Annotated in this window: 19 protein-coding genes and 3 tRNA genes; 16 read left to right on the top strand and 6 right to left on the bottom strand. The window is 70.0% G+C overall.

Going from position 1 to position 17,921, the window contains the following annotated elements:
- Positions 1 to 15 precede the first annotated feature (15 nt).
- From J4H92_RS07260 to J4H92_RS07275, 4 genes are all read left to right on the top strand, one after another.
- Entirely contained in the window at positions 16 to 306 is a 291-nt protein-coding gene (locus tag J4H92_RS07260) for a hypothetical protein (RefSeq protein ID WP_208097506.1), read from the top strand.
- 71 nt (positions 307 to 377) lie between these two features.
- Positions 378 to 450 (top strand) — tRNA-Glu (locus J4H92_RS07265).
- A 29-nt stretch (positions 451 to 479) separates the two neighbouring features.
- A tRNA-Asp gene (locus J4H92_RS07270) sits at positions 480 to 556 on the top strand.
- 66 nt (positions 557 to 622) lie between these two features.
- A tRNA-Phe gene (locus tag J4H92_RS07275) sits at positions 623 to 695 on the top strand.
- Between the two features lie 115 nt (positions 696 to 810).
- On the opposite strand, the gene J4H92_RS07280 is transcribed toward J4H92_RS07275, so the two are convergent.
- The 3 genes from J4H92_RS07280 to J4H92_RS07290 form a co-directional block, all read right to left on the bottom strand.
- Positions 811 to 1,197 carry a hypothetical protein gene (locus J4H92_RS07280; RefSeq protein WP_208097507.1) on the bottom strand — a complete coding sequence of 129 codons (387 nt, stop codon included), beginning with the start codon at positions 1,195 to 1,197 and terminating at the stop codon, positions 811 to 813.
- A 105-nt stretch (positions 1,198 to 1,302) separates the two neighbouring features.
- Positions 1,303 to 1,578, bottom strand: a complete 276-nt coding sequence (locus J4H92_RS07285; RefSeq protein WP_208097508.1) for a hypothetical protein — start codon at positions 1,576 to 1,578, stop codon at positions 1,303 to 1,305.
- Between the two features lie 31 nt (positions 1,579 to 1,609).
- A complete protein-coding gene (locus J4H92_RS07290; RefSeq protein WP_208097509.1) occupies positions 1,610 to 1,948 on the bottom strand; it encodes a hypothetical protein in 339 nt (112 codons plus the stop codon).
- Between the two features lie 281 nt (positions 1,949 to 2,229).
- Between J4H92_RS07290 and J4H92_RS07295 the strand changes: the two genes are divergently transcribed.
- From J4H92_RS07295 to J4H92_RS07305, 3 genes are read left to right on the top strand one after another with little or no spacing between them, the layout of a single operon-like run.
- A complete protein-coding gene (locus J4H92_RS07295) occupies positions 2,230 to 2,601 on the top strand; it encodes a DMT family transporter (protein WP_208097510.1) in 372 nt (123 codons plus the stop codon).
- Positions 2,601 to 2,915: a DMT family transporter gene (locus J4H92_RS07300; protein ID WP_208097511.1), complete on the top strand. Its 315-nt coding sequence runs from the start codon at positions 2,601 to 2,603 to the stop codon at positions 2,913 to 2,915. The genes J4H92_RS07295 and J4H92_RS07300 overlap by 1 nt, the downstream gene beginning before the upstream one ends.
- 50 nt (positions 2,916 to 2,965) lie before the next feature.
- On the top strand, positions 2,966 to 3,508 hold the full coding sequence (locus tag J4H92_RS07305) for a YaeQ family protein (RefSeq protein WP_208097570.1): 543 nt from the start codon (positions 2,966 to 2,968) through the stop codon (positions 3,506 to 3,508).
- Positions 3,509 to 3,539: 31 nt separating this feature from the next.
- Here J4H92_RS07305 and J4H92_RS15725 read toward each other — a convergent pair whose 3' ends face one another.
- Positions 3,540 to 4,346 carry an IclR family transcriptional regulator domain-containing protein gene (locus J4H92_RS15725; protein WP_208097512.1) on the bottom strand — a complete coding sequence of 269 codons (807 nt, stop codon included), beginning with the start codon at positions 4,344 to 4,346 and terminating at the stop codon, positions 3,540 to 3,542.
- Positions 4,347 to 4,614: 268 nt separating this feature from the next.
- Between J4H92_RS15725 and J4H92_RS07315 the strand changes: the two genes are divergently transcribed.
- From J4H92_RS07315 to J4H92_RS07350, 8 genes are read left to right on the top strand one after another with little or no spacing between them, the layout of a single operon-like run.
- Positions 4,615 to 6,138 (top strand): FAD-dependent oxidoreductase, encoded by a 1,524-nt coding sequence (locus J4H92_RS07315; RefSeq protein WP_208097513.1) that lies wholly within the window; start codon positions 4,615 to 4,617, stop codon positions 6,136 to 6,138.
- Positions 6,139 to 6,143: 5 nt separating this feature from the next.
- A complete protein-coding gene (locus J4H92_RS07320; RefSeq protein ID WP_208097514.1) occupies positions 6,144 to 7,484 on the top strand; it encodes an amidohydrolase family protein in 1,341 nt (446 codons plus the stop codon).
- A 55-nt stretch (positions 7,485 to 7,539) separates the two neighbouring features.
- Entirely contained in the window at positions 7,540 to 8,496 is a 957-nt protein-coding gene (locus J4H92_RS07325; protein WP_208097515.1) for an alpha/beta hydrolase, read from the top strand.
- 36 nt (positions 8,497 to 8,532) lie between these two features.
- Positions 8,533 to 9,693, top strand: coding sequence for a sugar ABC transporter substrate-binding protein (locus J4H92_RS07330; protein ID WP_208097516.1), 1,161 nt, complete (start codon positions 8,533 to 8,535; stop codon positions 9,691 to 9,693).
- The gene (locus tag J4H92_RS07335) at positions 9,693 to 11,243 is read left to right on the top strand and encodes a sugar ABC transporter ATP-binding protein (RefSeq protein WP_208097517.1); all 1,551 of its coding nucleotides are present in this window, start codon (positions 9,693 to 9,695) and stop codon (positions 11,241 to 11,243) included. Before J4H92_RS07330 ends, J4H92_RS07335 begins: the two co-directional genes overlap by 1 nt.
- The gene (locus J4H92_RS07340; RefSeq protein WP_208097518.1) at positions 11,240 to 12,343 is read left to right on the top strand and encodes an ABC transporter permease; all 1,104 of its coding nucleotides are present in this window, start codon (positions 11,240 to 11,242) and stop codon (positions 12,341 to 12,343) included. The genes J4H92_RS07335 and J4H92_RS07340 overlap by 4 nt, the downstream gene beginning before the upstream one ends.
- Positions 12,340 to 13,215, top strand: coding sequence for a dioxygenase family protein (locus tag J4H92_RS07345; protein WP_208097519.1), 876 nt, complete (start codon positions 12,340 to 12,342; stop codon positions 13,213 to 13,215). Before J4H92_RS07340 ends, J4H92_RS07345 begins: the two co-directional genes overlap by 4 nt.
- Before the next feature lie 4 nt (positions 13,216 to 13,219).
- Positions 13,220 to 14,275, top strand: coding sequence for a maleylacetate reductase (locus J4H92_RS07350; protein WP_208097520.1), 1,056 nt, complete (start codon positions 13,220 to 13,222; stop codon positions 14,273 to 14,275).
- A 21-nt stretch (positions 14,276 to 14,296) separates the two neighbouring features.
- On the opposite strand, the gene J4H92_RS07355 is transcribed toward J4H92_RS07350, so the two are convergent.
- Together J4H92_RS07355 and J4H92_RS15730 are read right to left on the bottom strand one after the other, a co-directional pair.
- On the bottom strand, positions 14,297 to 14,965 hold the full coding sequence (locus J4H92_RS07355) for a response regulator transcription factor (RefSeq protein WP_208097521.1): 669 nt from the start codon (positions 14,963 to 14,965) through the stop codon (positions 14,297 to 14,299).
- Between the two features lie 4 nt (positions 14,966 to 14,969).
- The gene (locus J4H92_RS15730; RefSeq protein WP_208097522.1) at positions 14,970 to 16,514 is read right to left on the bottom strand and encodes an ATP-binding protein; all 1,545 of its coding nucleotides are present in this window, start codon (positions 16,512 to 16,514) and stop codon (positions 14,970 to 14,972) included.
- Positions 16,515 to 16,603: 89 nt separating this feature from the next.
- Here J4H92_RS15730 and J4H92_RS07365 point away from each other — a divergent pair, with 89 nt between their 5' ends.
- Positions 16,604 to 17,917 carry a phosphotransferase gene (locus tag J4H92_RS07365; protein ID WP_208097523.1) on the top strand — a complete coding sequence of 438 codons (1,314 nt, stop codon included), beginning with the start codon at positions 16,604 to 16,606 and terminating at the stop codon, positions 17,915 to 17,917.
- Positions 17,918 to 17,921: the final 4 nt, after the last annotated feature.

Genomic DNA, 17,921 nt, shown 5'->3' on the forward strand with positions numbered 1-17,921 from the left:
TACTATGATGACGGTATGAGCGAGTTGGCGGCAGAGGCGCAATCGAATGAGATCACTCTTTCGACGCGCGCGCTTGTTCCGACGCTGCACCGCATCGGCAATCGTGAGATCGAGGCGACCTTCCTCGGCAACAACACCCACGGTCAGCCGACCTGGGTGCTGTGGAACGCGGATGAGCCGTATCTGATCGGGGTGCTGCGGCAGGGCAAGATGGGTTTCACCTTCGAGCAGCGCACCAGTGCGGGCGTGGAGATCCACGAGGACGTCTCGTTCAAGCGGGTCCGCAGAGCGCTCGATCGCGGCTGAGCCGATTTGCGTCGATGCGCCGGAACAACGTAAGCTATCTATTCGGTAGCCAACGACGCGCAAGCGTTCACGGCCCCATCGTCTAGTGGCCTAGGACGTCGCCCTTTCACGGCGGTAACACGGGTTCGAATCCCGTTGGGGTCACTGACTACCACAACAATTGAATACACCATGGCCCTGTGGCGCAGTTGGTTAGCGCGCCGCCCTGTCACGGCGGAGGTCGCGGGTTCAAGTCCCGTCAGGGTCGCCAGATGAAAGAGGCCCTTCTTCGGAAGGGCTTCTTCATCTTCGGCGGTCGTCGCATGGTGGCCGCCACGGCTCTGTAGCTCAGTTGGTAGAGCGTTCGACTGAAAATCGAAAGGTCACCGGATCGATGCCGGTCGGAGCCACGTAGCGGCTATTACACCGTTACCGAACCCTCGCAAGGCTTCTACTTGCGGGGGTTCTCTTGTGTTCCCCCTGGTCAGGAGCTGGTTGTGCGGCCCGCTCCGCTGGCCCGGTTCCTCAGCCGCGAGCGGGGAGTGCCCGCAACGCGATCGCCTGGCTCATTGCGAAGAGGGCGATGTCGATCGCCACGGTGACGACCGCGGCGACGATGAGCAGCGTCGCCGCGGTCGCCGAGGCGAACCCGACGGCGACGGTGGCGAGCACGTTGACGATCATCACGGAACGCAGAGCCGCGCGCAGGGAGAGCCGTGCGAGCATCCACACGATGCCGCCGGCCCACACCACGACGGCGGCACCGGCGACCGCGATGAGCGGCGGGGGCAGCGCGAGGCCGTCGGCGATCCGCCCGGCGAACAGGGCCACGGCCGTGCCGAGCACCGCGCAGTAGAGGGCGTCGAGACGCAGGCTCCACCGTCCGAACCTCTCGCCGTCGATCTCTCGCATCGGGGCTCCTGTTCGTCGCGTGGGAAGTCGATCAGCACGAGCGTATCGCTGCGCGGCCGGGTATCACCGGCGGATACCGGGGTGTCGGACTCGCGTCGGGAGCCCTCAGCCTGCGAGCGTGCGAGTGAGCCGCACAGCGAGCAGGCCCGCGGAGACGAGCAGTTCGAGATAGGCGAGGACGAGACCGAGGACCGCGGCCCAGATGAGCGGCCCGCGTCGCCGCATCGCGCGATGCCCGATGATCACGGCCGCGGCACCGATCGCGACGAGGATCAGGTAGTCCGGGATCCCGCCCGGCAGGGCGAAGAGCATGCCCATCGCGGCGATGCCGGCGACGAGTGCGATGAGGTGGGGCGTCCGTGCGGGAGTCGTCTCCGTCATCCTCTCAGGATAGGCGGCGGAGCGCGCGAGCTCAGTCGTCCGATTCGCGCTCGCTCTGGTCCCTGCGCAGGAAGATCACCTCGACGGCGAGGACGAGGGCCGCGAGGACAGAGACGCTCGCGGGCACGAAATACATCAGCAGGTGGATCGTCCGGTCCTCCTCCGGAAGGAACATCTCGATCCACACCACGACGAGCCCGACGGCGGTGGCGATCCCCCCGACGATGCTCGCGCCGTGGAACAGGATCCGTGCGGTGCCGCCCGTTCGACTGAAGCGGTACTTGGCGTCGATGCTGAAGAAGATCATGAGGGTTACGAGCAACCCGGCGAACTCCACGAGTTGACCGGTTCCCAGCTCCTGCAGATACACGGATTCCCTCCCCCTGCCCGTGGTGAGACCATAGCCCACCCCTCGGGCGCCCTCAAGGCCTTGCCGCCCCGATGGGGCTGTGCCGCCGCAGTCGGGTTCGCGACGCGATCGGCCGCCGCGTCCTCGATCATCGGCTACTATCTGCTCATGCGCGCGCAGACCGTCGTGGGCCCGCTGCTCTCCGGCTCCGGCGCTCGCCGTCGCCGATCCGCGGCAGCGCGATGCGAGGCGGTTCCGTCCGGGTTTCCGCTCGGTGTTCCTCAAGAGGGTGGGTGGCAGACATGGCGCTGGTCTGGGTGCTCGGCGCGGTGTGCTTCGAGGTGTTCGCCACGGTGTCGCTCCGAGCAGGAGTCGACGACTCGCGCTGGTACCTGGCTGCGACGCTCGGATACGTCGTCTCCTACGCCCTCCTCGGCCTGGCGCTTCGCGCCGGTATGCCCGTCGGAGTCGCCTACGCGATCTGGGGCGCGGTCGGCGTCGTCGCCACGGCGATCCTCGGCATCGCGCTGTTCGGCGAGGGACTGAGCATTCCGCAGCTGCTCGGCATCGGCGTGATCGTGCTCGGCGTGGTCCTCGTCGAGACCGGCGCGGGCAGACGGAGCGCTCCTGCCGGCGGAGCCGAATCCGGCGGTCTCGAACGGGGGCTCTCGTGATGGCCTGGACCTGGCTGCTCGCCGCCATAGTGTTCGAGGTGGCGGCGACGCTCTGCCTGAGCGCATCCGACGGCCTGCGCAAGAAGAGGTGGCTGGCGCCGGTCGCGCTCGGGTACGCCGCAGCGTTCCTCCTCCTCTCGCTCTCCCTGCGGGAGGGGATGCCGGTCGCGGTGGGCTACGGCATCTGGACGGCGGTCGGAATATCGGCCGTGGCTATTCTCGCGCGGGTGATCTGGAAGGATCCGCTCACCCGGCGCATGCTGGTCGGCATCGCGCTGATCGTCGTCGGCGTGGCGCTCGTGCGCCTGGGATAGGGCGCGGCGTCCGGAATCCACGCGTCGGCGGGACGCTAAGCTCGGTGAACATGGCGATTGGCGCGACGATCCGCACCTGCGAGGTGGAGCTGGCGGACGTGGACCGGGGCGTCTACGAGGAGTTCTCGCTGCGCCTGGCCCAGCACCCCTCGGAGACCGGCGCCTTCCTGGCGACCCGTCTGCTCGCCTACTGCCTGGAGTACGAGGAGGGCATCGCCTTCGGCGCGGGCGGCATCTCGTCGTCGGACGAGCCGGCGGTGCTGGTGCGGGATCTCACCGGCCGGGTCACCGTCTGGATCGAGATCGGGGCTCCCGATGCGCAGCGCCTCCACTTCGGCAGCAAGCTCGCGGACCGCGTCGCGGTCTACACCCACCGAGATCCCGCGAAGCTGCTCTCGGCATGGTCGGGGAAGACGATCCACCGGGCCGAGGAGATCGTCCTGCGCTCGTTCGACCCGGGCTTCGTCGACGCGATCGTCGCCGCGCTGGCCCGGCGCAACGCGCTGACGCTCTCGGCGACCGAGGGGCAGCTCTACCTCGAATGCAACGGCACGGCGCTCAGCTCGCCGATCCACGAGCACCGGCTCGGCTGACGCGCCGACCCGGGTGCCGACCCGCCGGGGCTCATCCCGGGCTCACGGTGAACTGCGGGGCCGCCGCCAGCTGCGCGTAGTCCGTGCTGATCTGGCTCGCCGTGCGCAGCAGCAGCGGTAGGCACTCGTCGATGAGCTGCCGATGGCTGAGCTCCGAGGAGATCGCCGCGATGTTGATCGCGGCGAAGACTCGACCCTCGCCATCGCGCAGCGGAGCGGCGACCGAGCGGACTCCGGGATGGATCTCCTCGTCGGTCGCGGCCCAGCCCTGTGCCCTGATCTCCCGGAGCTGCTCCTCGAGCATGCGGCGGTCGATCGGATGGTGCGGGATCACGGGGGAGCGGGGGGCGAGCGCGAGGGTCGTCTCGAGGTGCTCCGGCGAGAGCGACGCGAGCAGCACCTTGCCGAGCGCGGTGCTCTCGCTCGGCAGGCGAGTGCCGACGTCGACCGAGAGCGCGACCATCTTGGGGATCTCGACTCTGGCCACGTAGATGATGTCGGCGCCGTCGAGCTGAGCGATCGAGGCGGCTTGGTTGGTCGTCTTCACGAGATCCGCGAGATGGGCCCGCGCCGCGGCCCATACGCCGCTTCGCAGCACGTGGGCCATGCCCAGTTCGAGTACGCGGGGGGTGACGGTGTAGCCGCCCTCTTCGCTGCGCACGTAACCGAGATGCTCGAGGGTGAGGATGACTCGCCTGGCGGTGGCCCGCGCCAGGCCGGTGGAGGTCGCGACCTCCCGGAGCGTGAGCGGACGTTTGCTGTCGCCGAAGCTCCGGAGCACCTCGACACCTCGAGCCACCGCTTCGACGAAGTCGGGCCCCACCTCATTCCGCGACACCGAAGCGGCTCCTCACTCTTCCTTATGCATCTCGAGAATTTCGAGTTTCACCAGTATAAGAATACACGGTTTTGCCGTTCAGCGAACGAGTGGCCAGTTTTCAAAACTCACCGGTATTCCCGGAATATCAAGATATTCATCGGACTTGACAAAGCGGTTGGGGTGGATCACAATCGGAAATGCGCCGATAGTGCCCGCTGAGCGAACACTAGGGCGGTAGATGAACTCAATGAGGAGTCGATGAACTCAATGAAGAGGAGCGTGGATCTTGGATCTGTCTGACATGTTCGATGTCGTCGTCGTCGGGGCCGGCCCGGCGGGCAGCACCGTCGCCGCGGAGGCCGCGAGAGCGGGGGCCTCCGTATTCGTCGCCGAGAAACGGACCGGCGACTCTCCGTCCCGGGCGGGGGTGATCCAGCCGCGCGTGCTCGAGCAGCTCGCGCTGCGCGGCATGATGGGCCGGTTCCGCGAGGCGGCAGCGGAATGGCGACCGGACTTCGAGGTCCCGCTCTACATGTACGCCGGCCAGCTGGGCCTGAGATACCACGAGATGGACAGCGACTTCCCCTACGCGCTGATCCTCCCTCAGACCACCACCGAGCATCTGCTCCGCGCATGGGCGCAGGAGCAGGGCGCCGAGCTCCGTCGCGGTGTCACCTACGTCGGGCACCGCGAAGAAGCAGACGGGGTCTCGGTCGATTTCGAGGACCAGAACGGCGAGACGATCACGGTCGGGGGCCGCCACCTGGTGGGCGCGGACGGGGCCCGCAGCCAGGTCAGAACGGCCGCCGGCATACCCTTCGAGGGGCGGGAGACCACGCTGACGGCTCTCTCGGTCGACGCGGATCTCGACTTCCCCTGGCCGGTCGGCATGAAGATGTTCAAGAACGGCGCCGGATGGATCCTCTCCTATCCGTTCGGCAAGAACACCACGCGCTTCATCATCGTCGCGGAGGCGGCCCGGCATACTCCGTTGTCGGTCGCGGTCACCCTCGACGAGGTCACGGAGCATCTGCGGGCCATCGCGGGCACGGACTTCGAGATCCGGTCGGCGAAGCGGATGTCCCGCTACGGGGACGACCACAAGACGGTGCCCCTCCTGACACGGGGGGCGGTCTCCCTCGTGGGCGAGGCCACCCGGGTGCACTATCCCGCGAGCGGCATCGGCATGAACTACTGCATCCAGGACGCCTTCAACCTCGGATGGAAGCTGGGGGCCGTGGCCACGGGGCGGGCAACCGAGGATCTCCTGATCAGCTATCACGAGGAGCGCTACCCCGTGCTGCAGAAGCTCATGGCCGATGTCGACACACAGACGTCGCTGAACTTCAACTTCTCCGAGGCGGGAAGGCAGCTGCAGAAGTTCTTCGAGGAGGAGCTCGTGCCGATCCCCGAGGTGAACCGGATCCTCCGGGACCGGCTGAGCGGCTTCGGAACCAGCTATCACCGGGAGGAGGACGCGCACCCCGCGATCGGAGAACGCGTGAGCCGGCTCACGCTCGACGACGGTCGCAGCTACGCCGAGCTCGCCGCGACCGCGGACTTCGTGCTCATCGAGCGGCAGGCCCCGGACTCCGCGAGGAGTCTCCCGGACCGCACCGCCTACGGAACCGTTCGCGATCTTCCCGCGAGCACCACGGCGCGAGGGGCGGAGGCGCTGCTGGTCAGGCCCGACGGCTACATCGGCCACGCGTGGGCCGACGCTCCCGCGGACCGCGAGATCCGGGAGGCTCATGACCGTTCGTTGCGGCGGGCGAAGGCCCCGACCGCCACTGCCGGGGCGGGGGTGTGAGCATCATGGCGACCATTTCGCGCAGAACCCTGATCCGCGGAGGCACGGTCATCGCCGGGGCCGAGGCGGGCGAAGCGATCGAACGCGGCGAGGTGCTCGTCGACGACGGGATCGTCGTCGCGGTCGGCCGCTCCCTCGAAGCCGAGGGGGCCGAGATCGTCGAGGCGGACGGGATGATCGTCATGCCGGGGCTCGTCGACACGCACAAGCACACCTGGCAGTCCGCGATCCGGCATCGTTGCACCGACATCGACCTCAACCCCTACTTCGGCGAGATGTTCGCGAACCGGGGGGCGAGATACTCCGCGGAAGACGTCTACATCGGGAACCTCCTCGGCGCGCTCGCCGCGATCGACGGCGGAACGACCACGCTGATGGACTGGTCGCACATCCAGAACTCGCCCGCGCACAGCGACCGGGCGATCGACGCCCTCCAGGAATCGGGGATCCGTGCGATCTTCGGGCACGGCTGGCCGTGCGTCGATCTCTTCGACTGGATCGCCGACAGCGCACTGCCGCACACGGACGACGTGAGACGGATCCGGGAGAGCCGCCTCTCGGACGATGGGGCGCTCGTGACCCTGCAGCTCGCGGGACGCGGCCCCGAACTCGCCACGATCGAGGCGACCCGCGCCGACCTGGCGATGGCGCGAGACCTCGGGATCCGCACCTCCATCCACATGGGGTGCGGCGTGGAGCGCGGAGAGCTCGCCGCGATCGCGCAGCTCGGGGAGGCCGGACTGCTCGGATCCGACCTGAACTTCGTCCACTGCAGCGAGAGCAGCGACGCCGAGCTGGACCTGATGGCCGAGCACGGCATCAGCATCTCGCTCGCCCCCCAGCACGAGTTCATCATGGGCGGGATCGGCTACAGCCCGATCGACCGCTGTCAGGCCCGGGGCATCAGCATCGGCCTCAGCAGCGATACCGAAGCGGTCGGTCCGGCGGATCTGTTCGTGCAGATGCGCGCGGCGCTGGCCGCGCAACGGAGCGTCGTCAACGAGGGCCGCAGTCGCGCCGTGCCGGTGCCCGAGCCGCTGTCTGCGGCCGATGTGTTCCGGATGGCCACGCTCGGAGGAGCGGAGGCGTTGGGAATCGCCGATCGCGTCGGAGTGCTCCGCCCCGGCTACCAGGCCGATCTCATCCTCATCCGCGGGGCCGATCTGAATCTGCACCCCGTCTCGGATCCGATCGCGGCCGTGGTGACGGCGGCCCATCCGGGGAACGTCGACTCGGTCATGGTCGCCGGGCGCTTCCTGAAACGAGCCGGCGCGCTGGTGGGCCGCGATCTCGAGGGGGTGCGCGCCGCCGCTCAGGAGTCCCACGATCGGCTCCTGCGCGACTGAGACGGATGACCGAGACCCGACCACCAGATATCGACAGCAAGAAAGCAGAGCACGCATGACACTCGATCCAGAATTCGCCGGGTTCCTCTCCTTCCTGAAGGAGGTGGGCGCCCCTTCGACGTTCGACGGCACGCCGGAGGAGGCCAGGCTGCGGATGGCGGAGACCATCGAGGGGGGATGGGATCGCGACGCCTTCCCGGCGGTCGCCTCGGTATCGGAGCAGGAGGTGGGATCGATCCCGACCCCGGTGCAGATCGTACGGCCGGTGACGGAGAAGGCCAGCGTCCCCACCGTCGTGCTCTTCCATCCCGGAGGATTCATCGTCGGCGCGGCGCGGCTCGTGCAGGACGTGGCCCAGCGACTCGCGAACGAGATGGAGGCCGTGATCGTCTCCGTCGACTATCGACTGGCTCCCGAGCATCCGTTCCCCGCCGCGCCCGAAGACGCCGTCGAGGTGACGGCCTGGGCGCATGCGCACATCTCCGAGCTGGGAGGGGATGCCGCGAGGCTCGCCGTCGCGGGGGAGAGCTCCGGCGCCAACCTCGCCACCGTCGCCGCGCGTGCGATGCGGGATCGCGGCATCCCGGTGGCGGCCCAGCTCCTCGCGTCGCCGTACACCGATTTCTCGAGGGACTACCCGTCCGCGCTCGAGAACGGCGCCGGCTTCTTCCTCTCGAAAGCCGACCTCGATCTGATCCGGCGCACCTACCTCCCCGACGCCGAGGCGGCGAGGCTCCCGGACGCCTCTCCCGCGCGCGGCGATCTGGCGGGCACGGCTCCGGCCGTGATCGGCGTCGCGGGCTTCGACCCCCTGCGAGACGACGGAACGGTCTACGCGGCGAAACTGCTGCAGGCCGACGTGCCCGTGCAGCTCCGGGTCTTCCCCGGACTCATCCACCCGTTCTTCGGCATGGCCGGAGTCTCGGCGGCGGCTCGGGCGGCGGGGGACGAGCTGATCGCCCTGTTCTCCGCCGCGATCGAGCGGTCGGCTCTGGTCCCCGCCTCGGCGTAGACCACTTATATCACTCACCTGAAAGGACACAGACGAATGAGTCTCAAAGAACGTCGGCGCAACGGTGCGCTGGCACTGCTCGCCGTCGCCGCGCTGCTCACCAGCGCGTGCGCCGGCGGAGGATCCGCCTCGACCACCGACGGAGGAGACGAGGCCCCCACGGCCTCGGCGAGCCCGGTCAGCCTCGAGGAACTGGCCGCGGGCGACTACGGCGCGCCGCCGACGAGCGCGCCCCCGATCGCCGAGGACAAGTCGATCTGGATCGTCTCGTGCGGGCAGAACGCGATCGGCTGCGCCATCGGAGCGGAATCCGCGAAGGAGGCCGCCGAGTCGCTCGGCTGGACCGCGCAGGTCTGCGACGGGCAGTTGAACGCCGGCGGAGCGTTCGCGGACTGCGTCCGCCAGGGCATCGCGGCCGGCGTGGACGGCATCGTGACCGAGGCCATCGACTGCAGCGTGATCCAGGATCCGCTGCGCGAGGCCGAGGCCGCCGACATCGTCACCGTGAACTTCTGGGGCTTCGACTGCGACCAGGGGGTGAATCCCGCCGGGGATCCGCTCTTCTCCGCCTCGGTGCAGCCCTCCGAGGAGTATGCGAGCAACGAGGACTATCAGTTCGCCGTCGGGCAGGCCCGCGCCGAATGGATCATCGCGGCGTCGGGCGGCGAGGCGGAGATCATCGAACTCGAGTTCAAGGGGACCAACATCGGCGGAGTGCTCTCCGCCGGATTCCACGACGCGATCGAGAGCTGCGGATCCTGCACGGTGCACACGGTCGACGTGACGCATCAGACGTTCGGCGACGCGCGCCAGATCGTCGAGTCCGCGCTGCTGCAGCACCCCGCGGCCGAGTGGGTCGCGATCCCGCTCGAATCGCTCGTCCTGCTGGGCGCCGCCCAGGCGGTCGCGTCGTCACCCCGCTCCTCGGATATCTCCCTGATCGGCGGCGAGGGCTTCCCGCCCAACCTCGATCTCATCCGCGAGGACCAGGGCCAATCCGCGTCGGTCGGCCAGCCGATCGGATGGTACGGCTACGGCGCGATCGACACCATCAACCGCGTGTTCAACGGGGAGTCCGCGGTGCCGCAGGGGATGAGCTTCCAGATCGTCGACGCGGAGCACAACCTTCCCGACGAGGGCGGGTACGTGCCTCCCGTGGACTACGAATCCGCCTACCGCGAGGCGTGGGGAGTCTGATGGCCCCCGTCTCGACGGTTGTGCCCCGGCGGCCCGCGATGCGGGTCGCCGGGGCGACCAAGAGGTATCGAGGCATCCCGGCGCTGGACGGCGTCGAGCTGTCGATCGAGCACGGCGCCATCCACGCGCTGGCCGGCAGCAACGGTTCGGGCAAGTCGACGTTGATCAAGCTCCTCGCCGGGGTCGAGCAGGCCGATGGCGGCACGGTCACGGTCGGGGAGCGGACGGAACCGCTCGCGCACCTCGGCCCGCAGAACTCCCGCGCGCTGGGATTGCGCTTCGTGCATCAGCATCCGGGGATCTTCGGCGACCTCACCGTCGCGGAGAACTTCGGCTTCACCCTCGACTTCCCGCTGCGCGCCGGTGGCATCGACTGGAGGCGGCTGCGTCGCCGCACCTCCGAACTGCTGGATCGCTACGAGATCATGGCGCGCCCGGATCAGCTCGCCAGAGAACTGCGGCCCGCGGCGCAGACCATGCTCGCCATCGCCCGGGCCCTCGCCGATGAGGAGGGCGGCGATCGGATCCTGGTGCTCGACGAACCGACGGCGAGCCTGCCGGCCCACGAGGTCGACGTGCTGCTCGAGGCGCTGAGCCGGAGAGCGCGACTGGGGCAGACGATCCTCTACGTCAGTCATCGTCTCTCCGAGGTCAAGGCGATCGCGAGCGACATCACCGTGCTCCGGGACGGCGTCGTCGTCGCCGACCGCTCGGTGGAGGGGCTGTCTCAGCATGACATGGTCGAGCTGATGGCCGGGGAGCCGCTGGAGGACTTCTATCCGCCGATCCCGGAGCCCGTCGCCGATCCGCGCCCGCTGCTCGAGATCAGCGGGCTGACCGCCGGTCCGCTCCGGGACGTGCGGCTCGCGGCCCACGGCGGACAGATCCTCGGGATCGCCGGACTGCTCGGCTCCGGCCGCTCGACCCTGCTGCGCTCCATCTTCGGGGCGCTGCCCACCGGGGCGAGCGTCGTCGTCGACGGTCGTGAATTCGACGGCTGGTCGATGCACCGCGCCCTGGAGCAGGGCATCGCCCTCGTCCCGGAGGACCGGCCGGGCGAGGCGCTCTTCAGCACCATGTCGGTGGTGGAGAACGCCACCATCGCCGCGCTGGACGAGTTCAGCGACGGACCTCAGCTGAGGCGGGGCCGGGAGGCGGCGGCCTATGCGGACATGAGCGATCGCCTGAAGGTCAAGGCCGCCTCTCCGGAGCTTCCCATCACGGGCCTGTCCGGAGGGAACCAGCAGAAGGTGATCCTCGGGCGGTGGCTGCAGCGCTCGCCCGCGGTGGTGCTGCTCGACGAGCCGGCCCAGGGTGTCGACGCGATGGCCAGGGCGGAGATCTACCACCTGCTCAGATCGGTCGCGTCGGAGGGCCGAGCGGTGATCATCGCCTCCTCCGACTACGAGGAGCTCTCCAACCTCTGCGACCGGGTCGTCGTGCTGCGCGACGGCCGGATCGTCGCCGACCTCACCCACGACGAGGCGTCGATTCCGACGCTCATCGAGTACTCGAACACGCCCGCAACCGCCGAGCAAGGATCACCATGACGACCACCTCCAACACCATCCCACTCCCCGACGAGGCGCCGGGGAGCGCGCTTGCCGCACGTCTCGCCGATCTGGGAGAGCGATTCGGCCTGCTGATCCTCGTCGCCCTCGTCTGGGCGATGTTCGCGCTGCTGCCGTCGAGTTCGGCGGCCTTCACCTCCGCGGCCAATCTCCAGGTCATCCTCGCCAACCTGCCCGTGGTGACGATCGTCGCGATCGCCGCCATCTTCCCGCTCATCTGCGGGCACTTCGACTTCTCGGTGGGCGCCACGGCGGTGCTCAGCTCCATCGTCTGCGCGGCGGCGCAGTCCCACTTCCAGCTCCCGCTGCCGCTCGCCATCGCGGCCGGCGTGCTGGCGGGAGCCGTCGTGGGCGTTCTCAACGCGGCGCTCGTGGCCGGACTGCACCTGAACGCGTTCGTCGTGACCATCGGCATGGCCACCCTGGTCCCCGGCGTCGTGCACTGGTACACGGGCGGCGTCGACATCACCAGCAACATCGCCCAGCCCCTGCGCGAGTTCGGCTCGCAGCAGTGGCTCGGCCTGCCGCGCTCCATCTGGCTCCTGCTCGGCGTGGCGGTCGTCTGCTGGTACCTGCTCACTCAGACCCCCTTCGGCCGCCGCAGCTACGCGGTCGGCATCAACGCGGCCGCCGCCAAGCTGGTGGGGATCAGGGTCGACCGCGTCGCGTTCGCCAGTTTCCTCCTCTCGGGGGCGCTGGCGGGCCTCGCCGGCATCGTGCTCACCGCCAGGAACGGCGGCGGGCTGGTCGGCGACGGGACCGATCTGCTCTTCCCCGCGCTGACCGCCGTGTTCCTGGGCGCGACCGCCATCACGCCCGGCAGGTACAACGTCATCGGCGTCGTCATCGGCGTGCTCTTCGTGGCGGTCTCGGTGAGCGGACTCCGGCTCTCGGGGGCTGCGGACTGGCTTCCCGCCGTGTTCAACGGGACGGCGCTCATCGCCGCGATCGCGCTCTCGACGGCGCTGTCCAGGCGGCGGATGAACACCCCCGGCAGACGCGCCGCCGCGCGCGATCGCAAGAGGACCGCGGCGAGTAGCGTCGGCGACGGGAACAGAGTGAAGGAGATGAGCCGATGACCTCGGATCTTCGCGGTCGAGAACTGACCGAGCAGGTGGTGCGCAGCTTCGCCGAGACCCCCGACCCGCGGCTTCGCCAGGTGCTCGAGAGCCTCGCCCGGCACCTGCACGCCTTTGTGAACGAGGTGTCGCCGACGATCGAGGAGTGGGAGGCCGGCATCGACTTCCTCACTCGGACGGGCCAGACCTGCACCGATGTGCGGCAGGAGTTCATCCTCTTCTCCGACGTGCTCGGGGTCTCGATGCTGGTCGAGACGATCAACGACGCCGAGACCCCCGACGCCACCGATTCGACGGTGCTGGGCCCGTTCCACATGGTCGAGTCGCCCGCGCGGGCGCTGGGGGACGACGTCTCCCCGCAGAGCCGGGGGGAGACGACCGTCGTGCGGGGCAGGGTGGTGGACACGACCGGGCGTCCCGTTCCCGGTGCCGTGATCGACGTCTGGCAGGCGAACGCGGAGGGCTTCTACGACGTGCAGCAGAGCGGTGTCCAGGAGGTCGGCAACGGGAGAGGCCTGTTCCGGGCGGACGAGGAGGGGCGGTTCTGGTTCCGCACCATCATCCCGGCCCACTACCCGATCCCGACCGACGGGCCGGTGGGGGAGTTGCTCGTCGCCACGAGGCGGCACCCGTATCGGCCCGCGCACATCCACTTCATCGTGGATGCTCCGGGCTACCGGGAGCTGACCACGCACATCTTCGTCGCCGGAAGCGAGTACATCGACTCCGACGCCGTCTTCGCGGTCAAGGACAGCCTCGTCAAGTCCTTCGAACCCGTGGACTCGGCCGAGCTGGCGGCCGACTTCGGCGTGACGGCGCCGTTCCGTCTCGCCGGTTTCGATATCGTGCTCCACACCGAAAGCGAGGACTGAAGCCATGATCGAATTCTCCTACGAGGCACTGCCGATGCGCGTGCGGTTCGGCGCCGAGGCCGCCCAGGCGGTGGGCGACGAGATCCGTCATCTGGGCCTGAGCCGCGTGCTGATGCTCTCCACCCCGTTCCAGGCCGAACTGGCCCGGAACCTCTCGCGGCAGCTGGGCGGACTCAGCGCCGGCGTCTTCTCGGAGGCGGAGATGCATGTACCGGTGGAGGTCGCGGCCAAGGCGCGCGCGGCGGCCGGAGAACTGGGCGCCGACGCCTGCGTGGCGGTCGGCGGAGGCTCGACGATCGGCCTCGGGAAAGCGATCGCGCTCGAATACGGACTCCCCATCATCGCCGTGCCCACCACGTTCGCAGGATCGGAGATGACCCCGATCTGGGGGATCACCGAAGGCGGCGAGAAGAAGACCGGGCGGGATCGGAGGGTGCTGCCGACCAGCGTCGTCTACGACCCCGAGCTCACCAGGACGCTGCCGACGGGGATGTGCGTGGTCAGCGGGTTCAACGCCATCGCGCATGCCGTCGAGGGGCTCTACGCGCCCGATCGGTCGCCGATCATCTCGCTCATGGCGGCGGAGGGCGTGCGAGCGCTCTCGCGCTCGCTGCCGGCGATCGTCGCGGAGCCCGGCGCGGTGGCGCCCCGCGCCGACGCGCTCCGCGGATCCTGGCTGTGCGGCGCGGTGCTGGGCGCCACCACGATGTCCCTGCATCACAAGCTCTGCCATGTGCTGGGCGGGAGACTGAACCTTCCGCACGCCGAGACGCATACCGTGGTGCTGCCGCATGTGCTGGCGTTCAACCAGCCGGTCGCCGGCGACGCGCGTCGATCGCTGGAGGAGGCGCTCGGCGTCGACGATCCGGCGCGGGAGCTGCAGCGACTCGCCCGCGAGCTCGGCGCCCCCGGCTCTCTGGCCGAACTCGGCATGCGAGAGACCGACGTCGCGGCGGTCGTGGAGCAGGTGCTCGCGCAGCCCTACGCCAATCCGCGGCCGGTCGATGCCGCGGCGGCCTCCGCGATCGTCCGGAACGCGTTCTCGGGGGCCGAGGTCTAGAACCGCGGGCCCGGCGCCGGATCAGGTCGGTCCGGCCGCGAGCCGGTAGCCGACGCCGCGCACCGTCTCGATGCGACTCGAGCCCAGCTTCTGGCGCAGGTAGCCGACGTAGACGTCGACGATGTTCGAGCCGGGGTCGAAGTCGTAGCCCCAGACGCGGCTCAGCAGCTGCTCGCGGCTGAGCACCTGCCCCGCATGGCGCACGAGCTCCTCCGCGAGCGCGAACTCGCGCGCCGACAGCTCGATCGCCTGCTCGCCGACGTGCGCGCGCCGCGTGCGGATGTCGAGGCGCAGGTCGCCGCAGGTCAGATCGGCTGGCGCCGCGGCGCCGTCCACGCGCATCCTCGCCCGGACGCGGGCCAGCAGCTCGTCGAAGAAGAACGGCTTGCCGAGATAGTCGTCGGCCCCGTGCTCGAAGCCGGCGATCGTGTCGTGCAGCTCCACGCGGGCGGTGAGCATGATCACGGGAAGCCGCGATCCGGAGCCGCGCAGCTGCTCCAGCACGTGGAAGCCGTCGAAGCCGGGCAGGCCGACGTCGAGGACCATCAGGTCGAACTCGTCGGTCAGCGCGAGCTGCAGCGCCTCCGGCCCGGTCGTGGCGACCCGGGTCGCGAATCCCGCGGCGCGCAGGCCCTTCTCGACGAATCCCGAGATGCGGGGCTCGTCGTCCGCGATGAGAATCGATGCCAAGGTGTCACTCTCCTGTTCCGGTTCGGCCGATGTCGGCCGGCTGCGGGCGTTCGGCGCCCGGCGGCGGCGCAGGGTCCTCCGAGGAGCCGGCCGGCCGCTCGCCGCCCTCCGGGATGGCGATGACGAAGCGCGCTCCGCCGCCCGCGGCGTCCTCGACCCAGACCTCCCCGCCGTGCGCCCGCGCGATGACCTGCACGATGTTGAGGCCGAGGCCGCTGCCGACCCGCTCGCCCGCCGCGCTGCCGCGGGTGAAGCGCTCGAAGATGCGCGCCTTCGCGTCGTCGTCCACGCCGGGGCCGTGGTCGCGCACCCAGAGCAGCAGCCGCGACTCGTCGGTGCGGGGGTCGACGTCGGTGCGGCTGCCGATCTCGACGCGGCCGCCGCCGTGCGTGACCGCGTTCTGCACGAGCTGCAGCACCGCCTGGGTGATCCGCGCCGGATCGAGCAGCGCGACCCCGTCGGCCACGACTCCCGGAGAGACCTCGGCTCCGGCGATGCCGCTCGCCTTGCGCGCGATCTGATGCACCAGGTCCGAGACGTCGACGGGCCGCGGCTGCACCGGGCTCGGGCCGTGCAGAGCGGCGGAGTCGGCGAGATCCTGCACGAGCCGGGCCATGCGCGCGAGCTCGTCGATCGCGAGCTCGCGGGTCGCGCGCGTGTCGTCCGGGTCGTCGGGATCCATCACCTCGAGGTGGCCCCGCACGATCGTGATCGGGGTCTTCAGCTCGTGCCCGACGTCGCTCAGCAGCCGGCGCTGCGACTCGAGCGCGTCGTCGAGCCGGTCGAGCATGCTGTTCATGGTGTCGGCGAGTTCGGCCACGTCGTCGTTGCCGACGATCGGCAGGCGCTCGTCGAGGGACCTCGCGGACACCCGGTCCGCGGTCTCCCTCATCTGGCGCAGGGGCCGGAGCAGCCGGGTCGCGACGATCGTTCCGGTGGCGGCCACGACCACCAGCACGATGGCGGAGACGACCACGAACATGCGCGCCGCCTCGTCGAACTCCGCGAGCTCCCGGTCGAGGTCGTAGACCATGACGAACGTGGTATCCGCCGAGCCCGAGGATCCCTCGACCCGGATCGGGGTCGACAGGTAGCGCCAGGCCACGCCGTTCTCCGCATAGGTGCCGATCCGCGGATCGTCGCCCTCCGTCATCGCGGCGACGTGCGCGGCGAACGCGTCCTCGCCCTGCAGGTCCAGATCGAGGTCGACGCCGGGGACGATGGCGATCCGGCCGTCCACCATGCCCAGCGCGCCGGTGTTGTCGTCGGGGCTCATCCGCTCCACTACCGCAGTCAGCGCATCGGTCGCCGATGCCCACCTCCCCGAGTCGGGATGCCCCTCGGTGACGATGTACCTGGCGGATTCGAGGTTCGCGCGCAGGCGCACGTCCACCTGTTCGAGGATGCGGTAGCGCTCGACGAGATACACGGACACGCCCACCGCGAGCAGGCCGAGGGCCGTCACCACGGTGATGACGGCGATGATGCGGGTGCGCACGGAGAACGAGAGGGCGCGCTGGCGGCCGCCTCGCTTGGTCGTCGTACTCACCTATCCAGTATTACGAGGTGCGGGCCCGGAGGAGCCACTCTAAGAGATATCTCATCCCCGGCGGCCCGCGGACGTGATGCAATTGAAGGATGAGCGGACAGGGCGAGCGGGCGTCGACCGCGGGGTCCCCTCGCGGCGCGGCCGCCGCATCCCTCGCGGAGCTCGAACTGCTCCGCGAAGCGCTCGGGATCGGGCCCGAGGCCGTCTCGGCGGTGTCGCGGGAGCCGCTGGGAGCCGGGTCCGCGGCGGGTTTCGACGTGAGCGTGGACGCCGACGACTCCGCTCCGGCCCGGCTGCGATACTACGTCGACACCTCCCGGCTCGCGGTCGAGCGGGAGACCGGGCTGGCCCTCGGAGCGCCCGACGGTCCCGGCGGTCCCGATGCGCGGATCTGGCTGCACCCCGCCGATCCGCACCTGCCGGCGCTCCCCGCGGTCGCCTTCCACGGCGCGGCGGAGGCGCTGCTCGCGCGGATCGGCGTCTCCGGCGGCTCCGCGCCCGAGTTCGTCGCCTACCGCCCCGGTCGTCGGGCGGTGCTCCGCATCGACACCGCTGACGGCACGGTCTGGGTGAAGGTCGTGCGCCCGCGGCGTGCCGAGCGGATCGCCGCCGCTCACGCGGCCTGCGACGAGGCCGGCCTGCCCACCCCGGCCGTGCTGGGCTGGTCGCCGGCGGGCGTGCTGCTGCTCGCGGACGCCGACGGGATCCCCGCGGCCTCGGCGGACTGGGAGCCCGATGACCTGCTGGACCGGGTCGCCCGTCTGCGGGAGAGCATCGCCGAGGTCGAGACCTCCGCCCCGAACGTTCTCGGACGTTCGGGGCCGGTAGGTGCTGCGCGGTCTTCAGCGGTTCCCACCGCTGAAGCGGTGCGCGGCATCGCCGAGCGGCTCGACTGGTACGCGGACCGCTTCGCGGGCTCGGAGCGCGCGGCGAGGATCGCGGCACGGGCGAGAGCGATCCTCGACGGCGAGTCCGGTCGAGCGGCAACGGTCGTCCACGGCGATCTCCACTTCGGCCAGCTCTTCCTGGGACCGGACGGCTCGATCACGGGCCTCGTCGACGTCGACACCCTGGGCGTCGGCGATCCCGGGGAGGATCCCGCGGCCTTCCTCGGTCATGCGGTGGCGAGCGCGCTCCTCACCGTGCCGGAGCGCCGCCGCCGCGTCTGGGACCTGGCCGACCGCGCCGCGGCGCGCTGGGCGCACGACAGCGGGGTGCGCGCCCGCTTCGCCGTCCACATGCTCGGCCACGCGCTCGCCGCCGCCGACCGCGACGACCCTCCGGGCGCCGCCCGCCTGCTGGGCGCCGCCGAGGCGGTGCTCCGCGGCGACCCGCCCTCCGGGGCTCCGCAGGCGGCCGACGAGCCTAAGAATGCTCTCACCCGTCCCTTGGAGACGGTTTAACCCC

It is taken from the genome of Leucobacter weissii, from assembly GCF_017565745.1.
GTDB lineage: Bacteria > Actinomycetota > Actinomycetes > Actinomycetales > Microbacteriaceae > Leucobacter > Leucobacter weissii.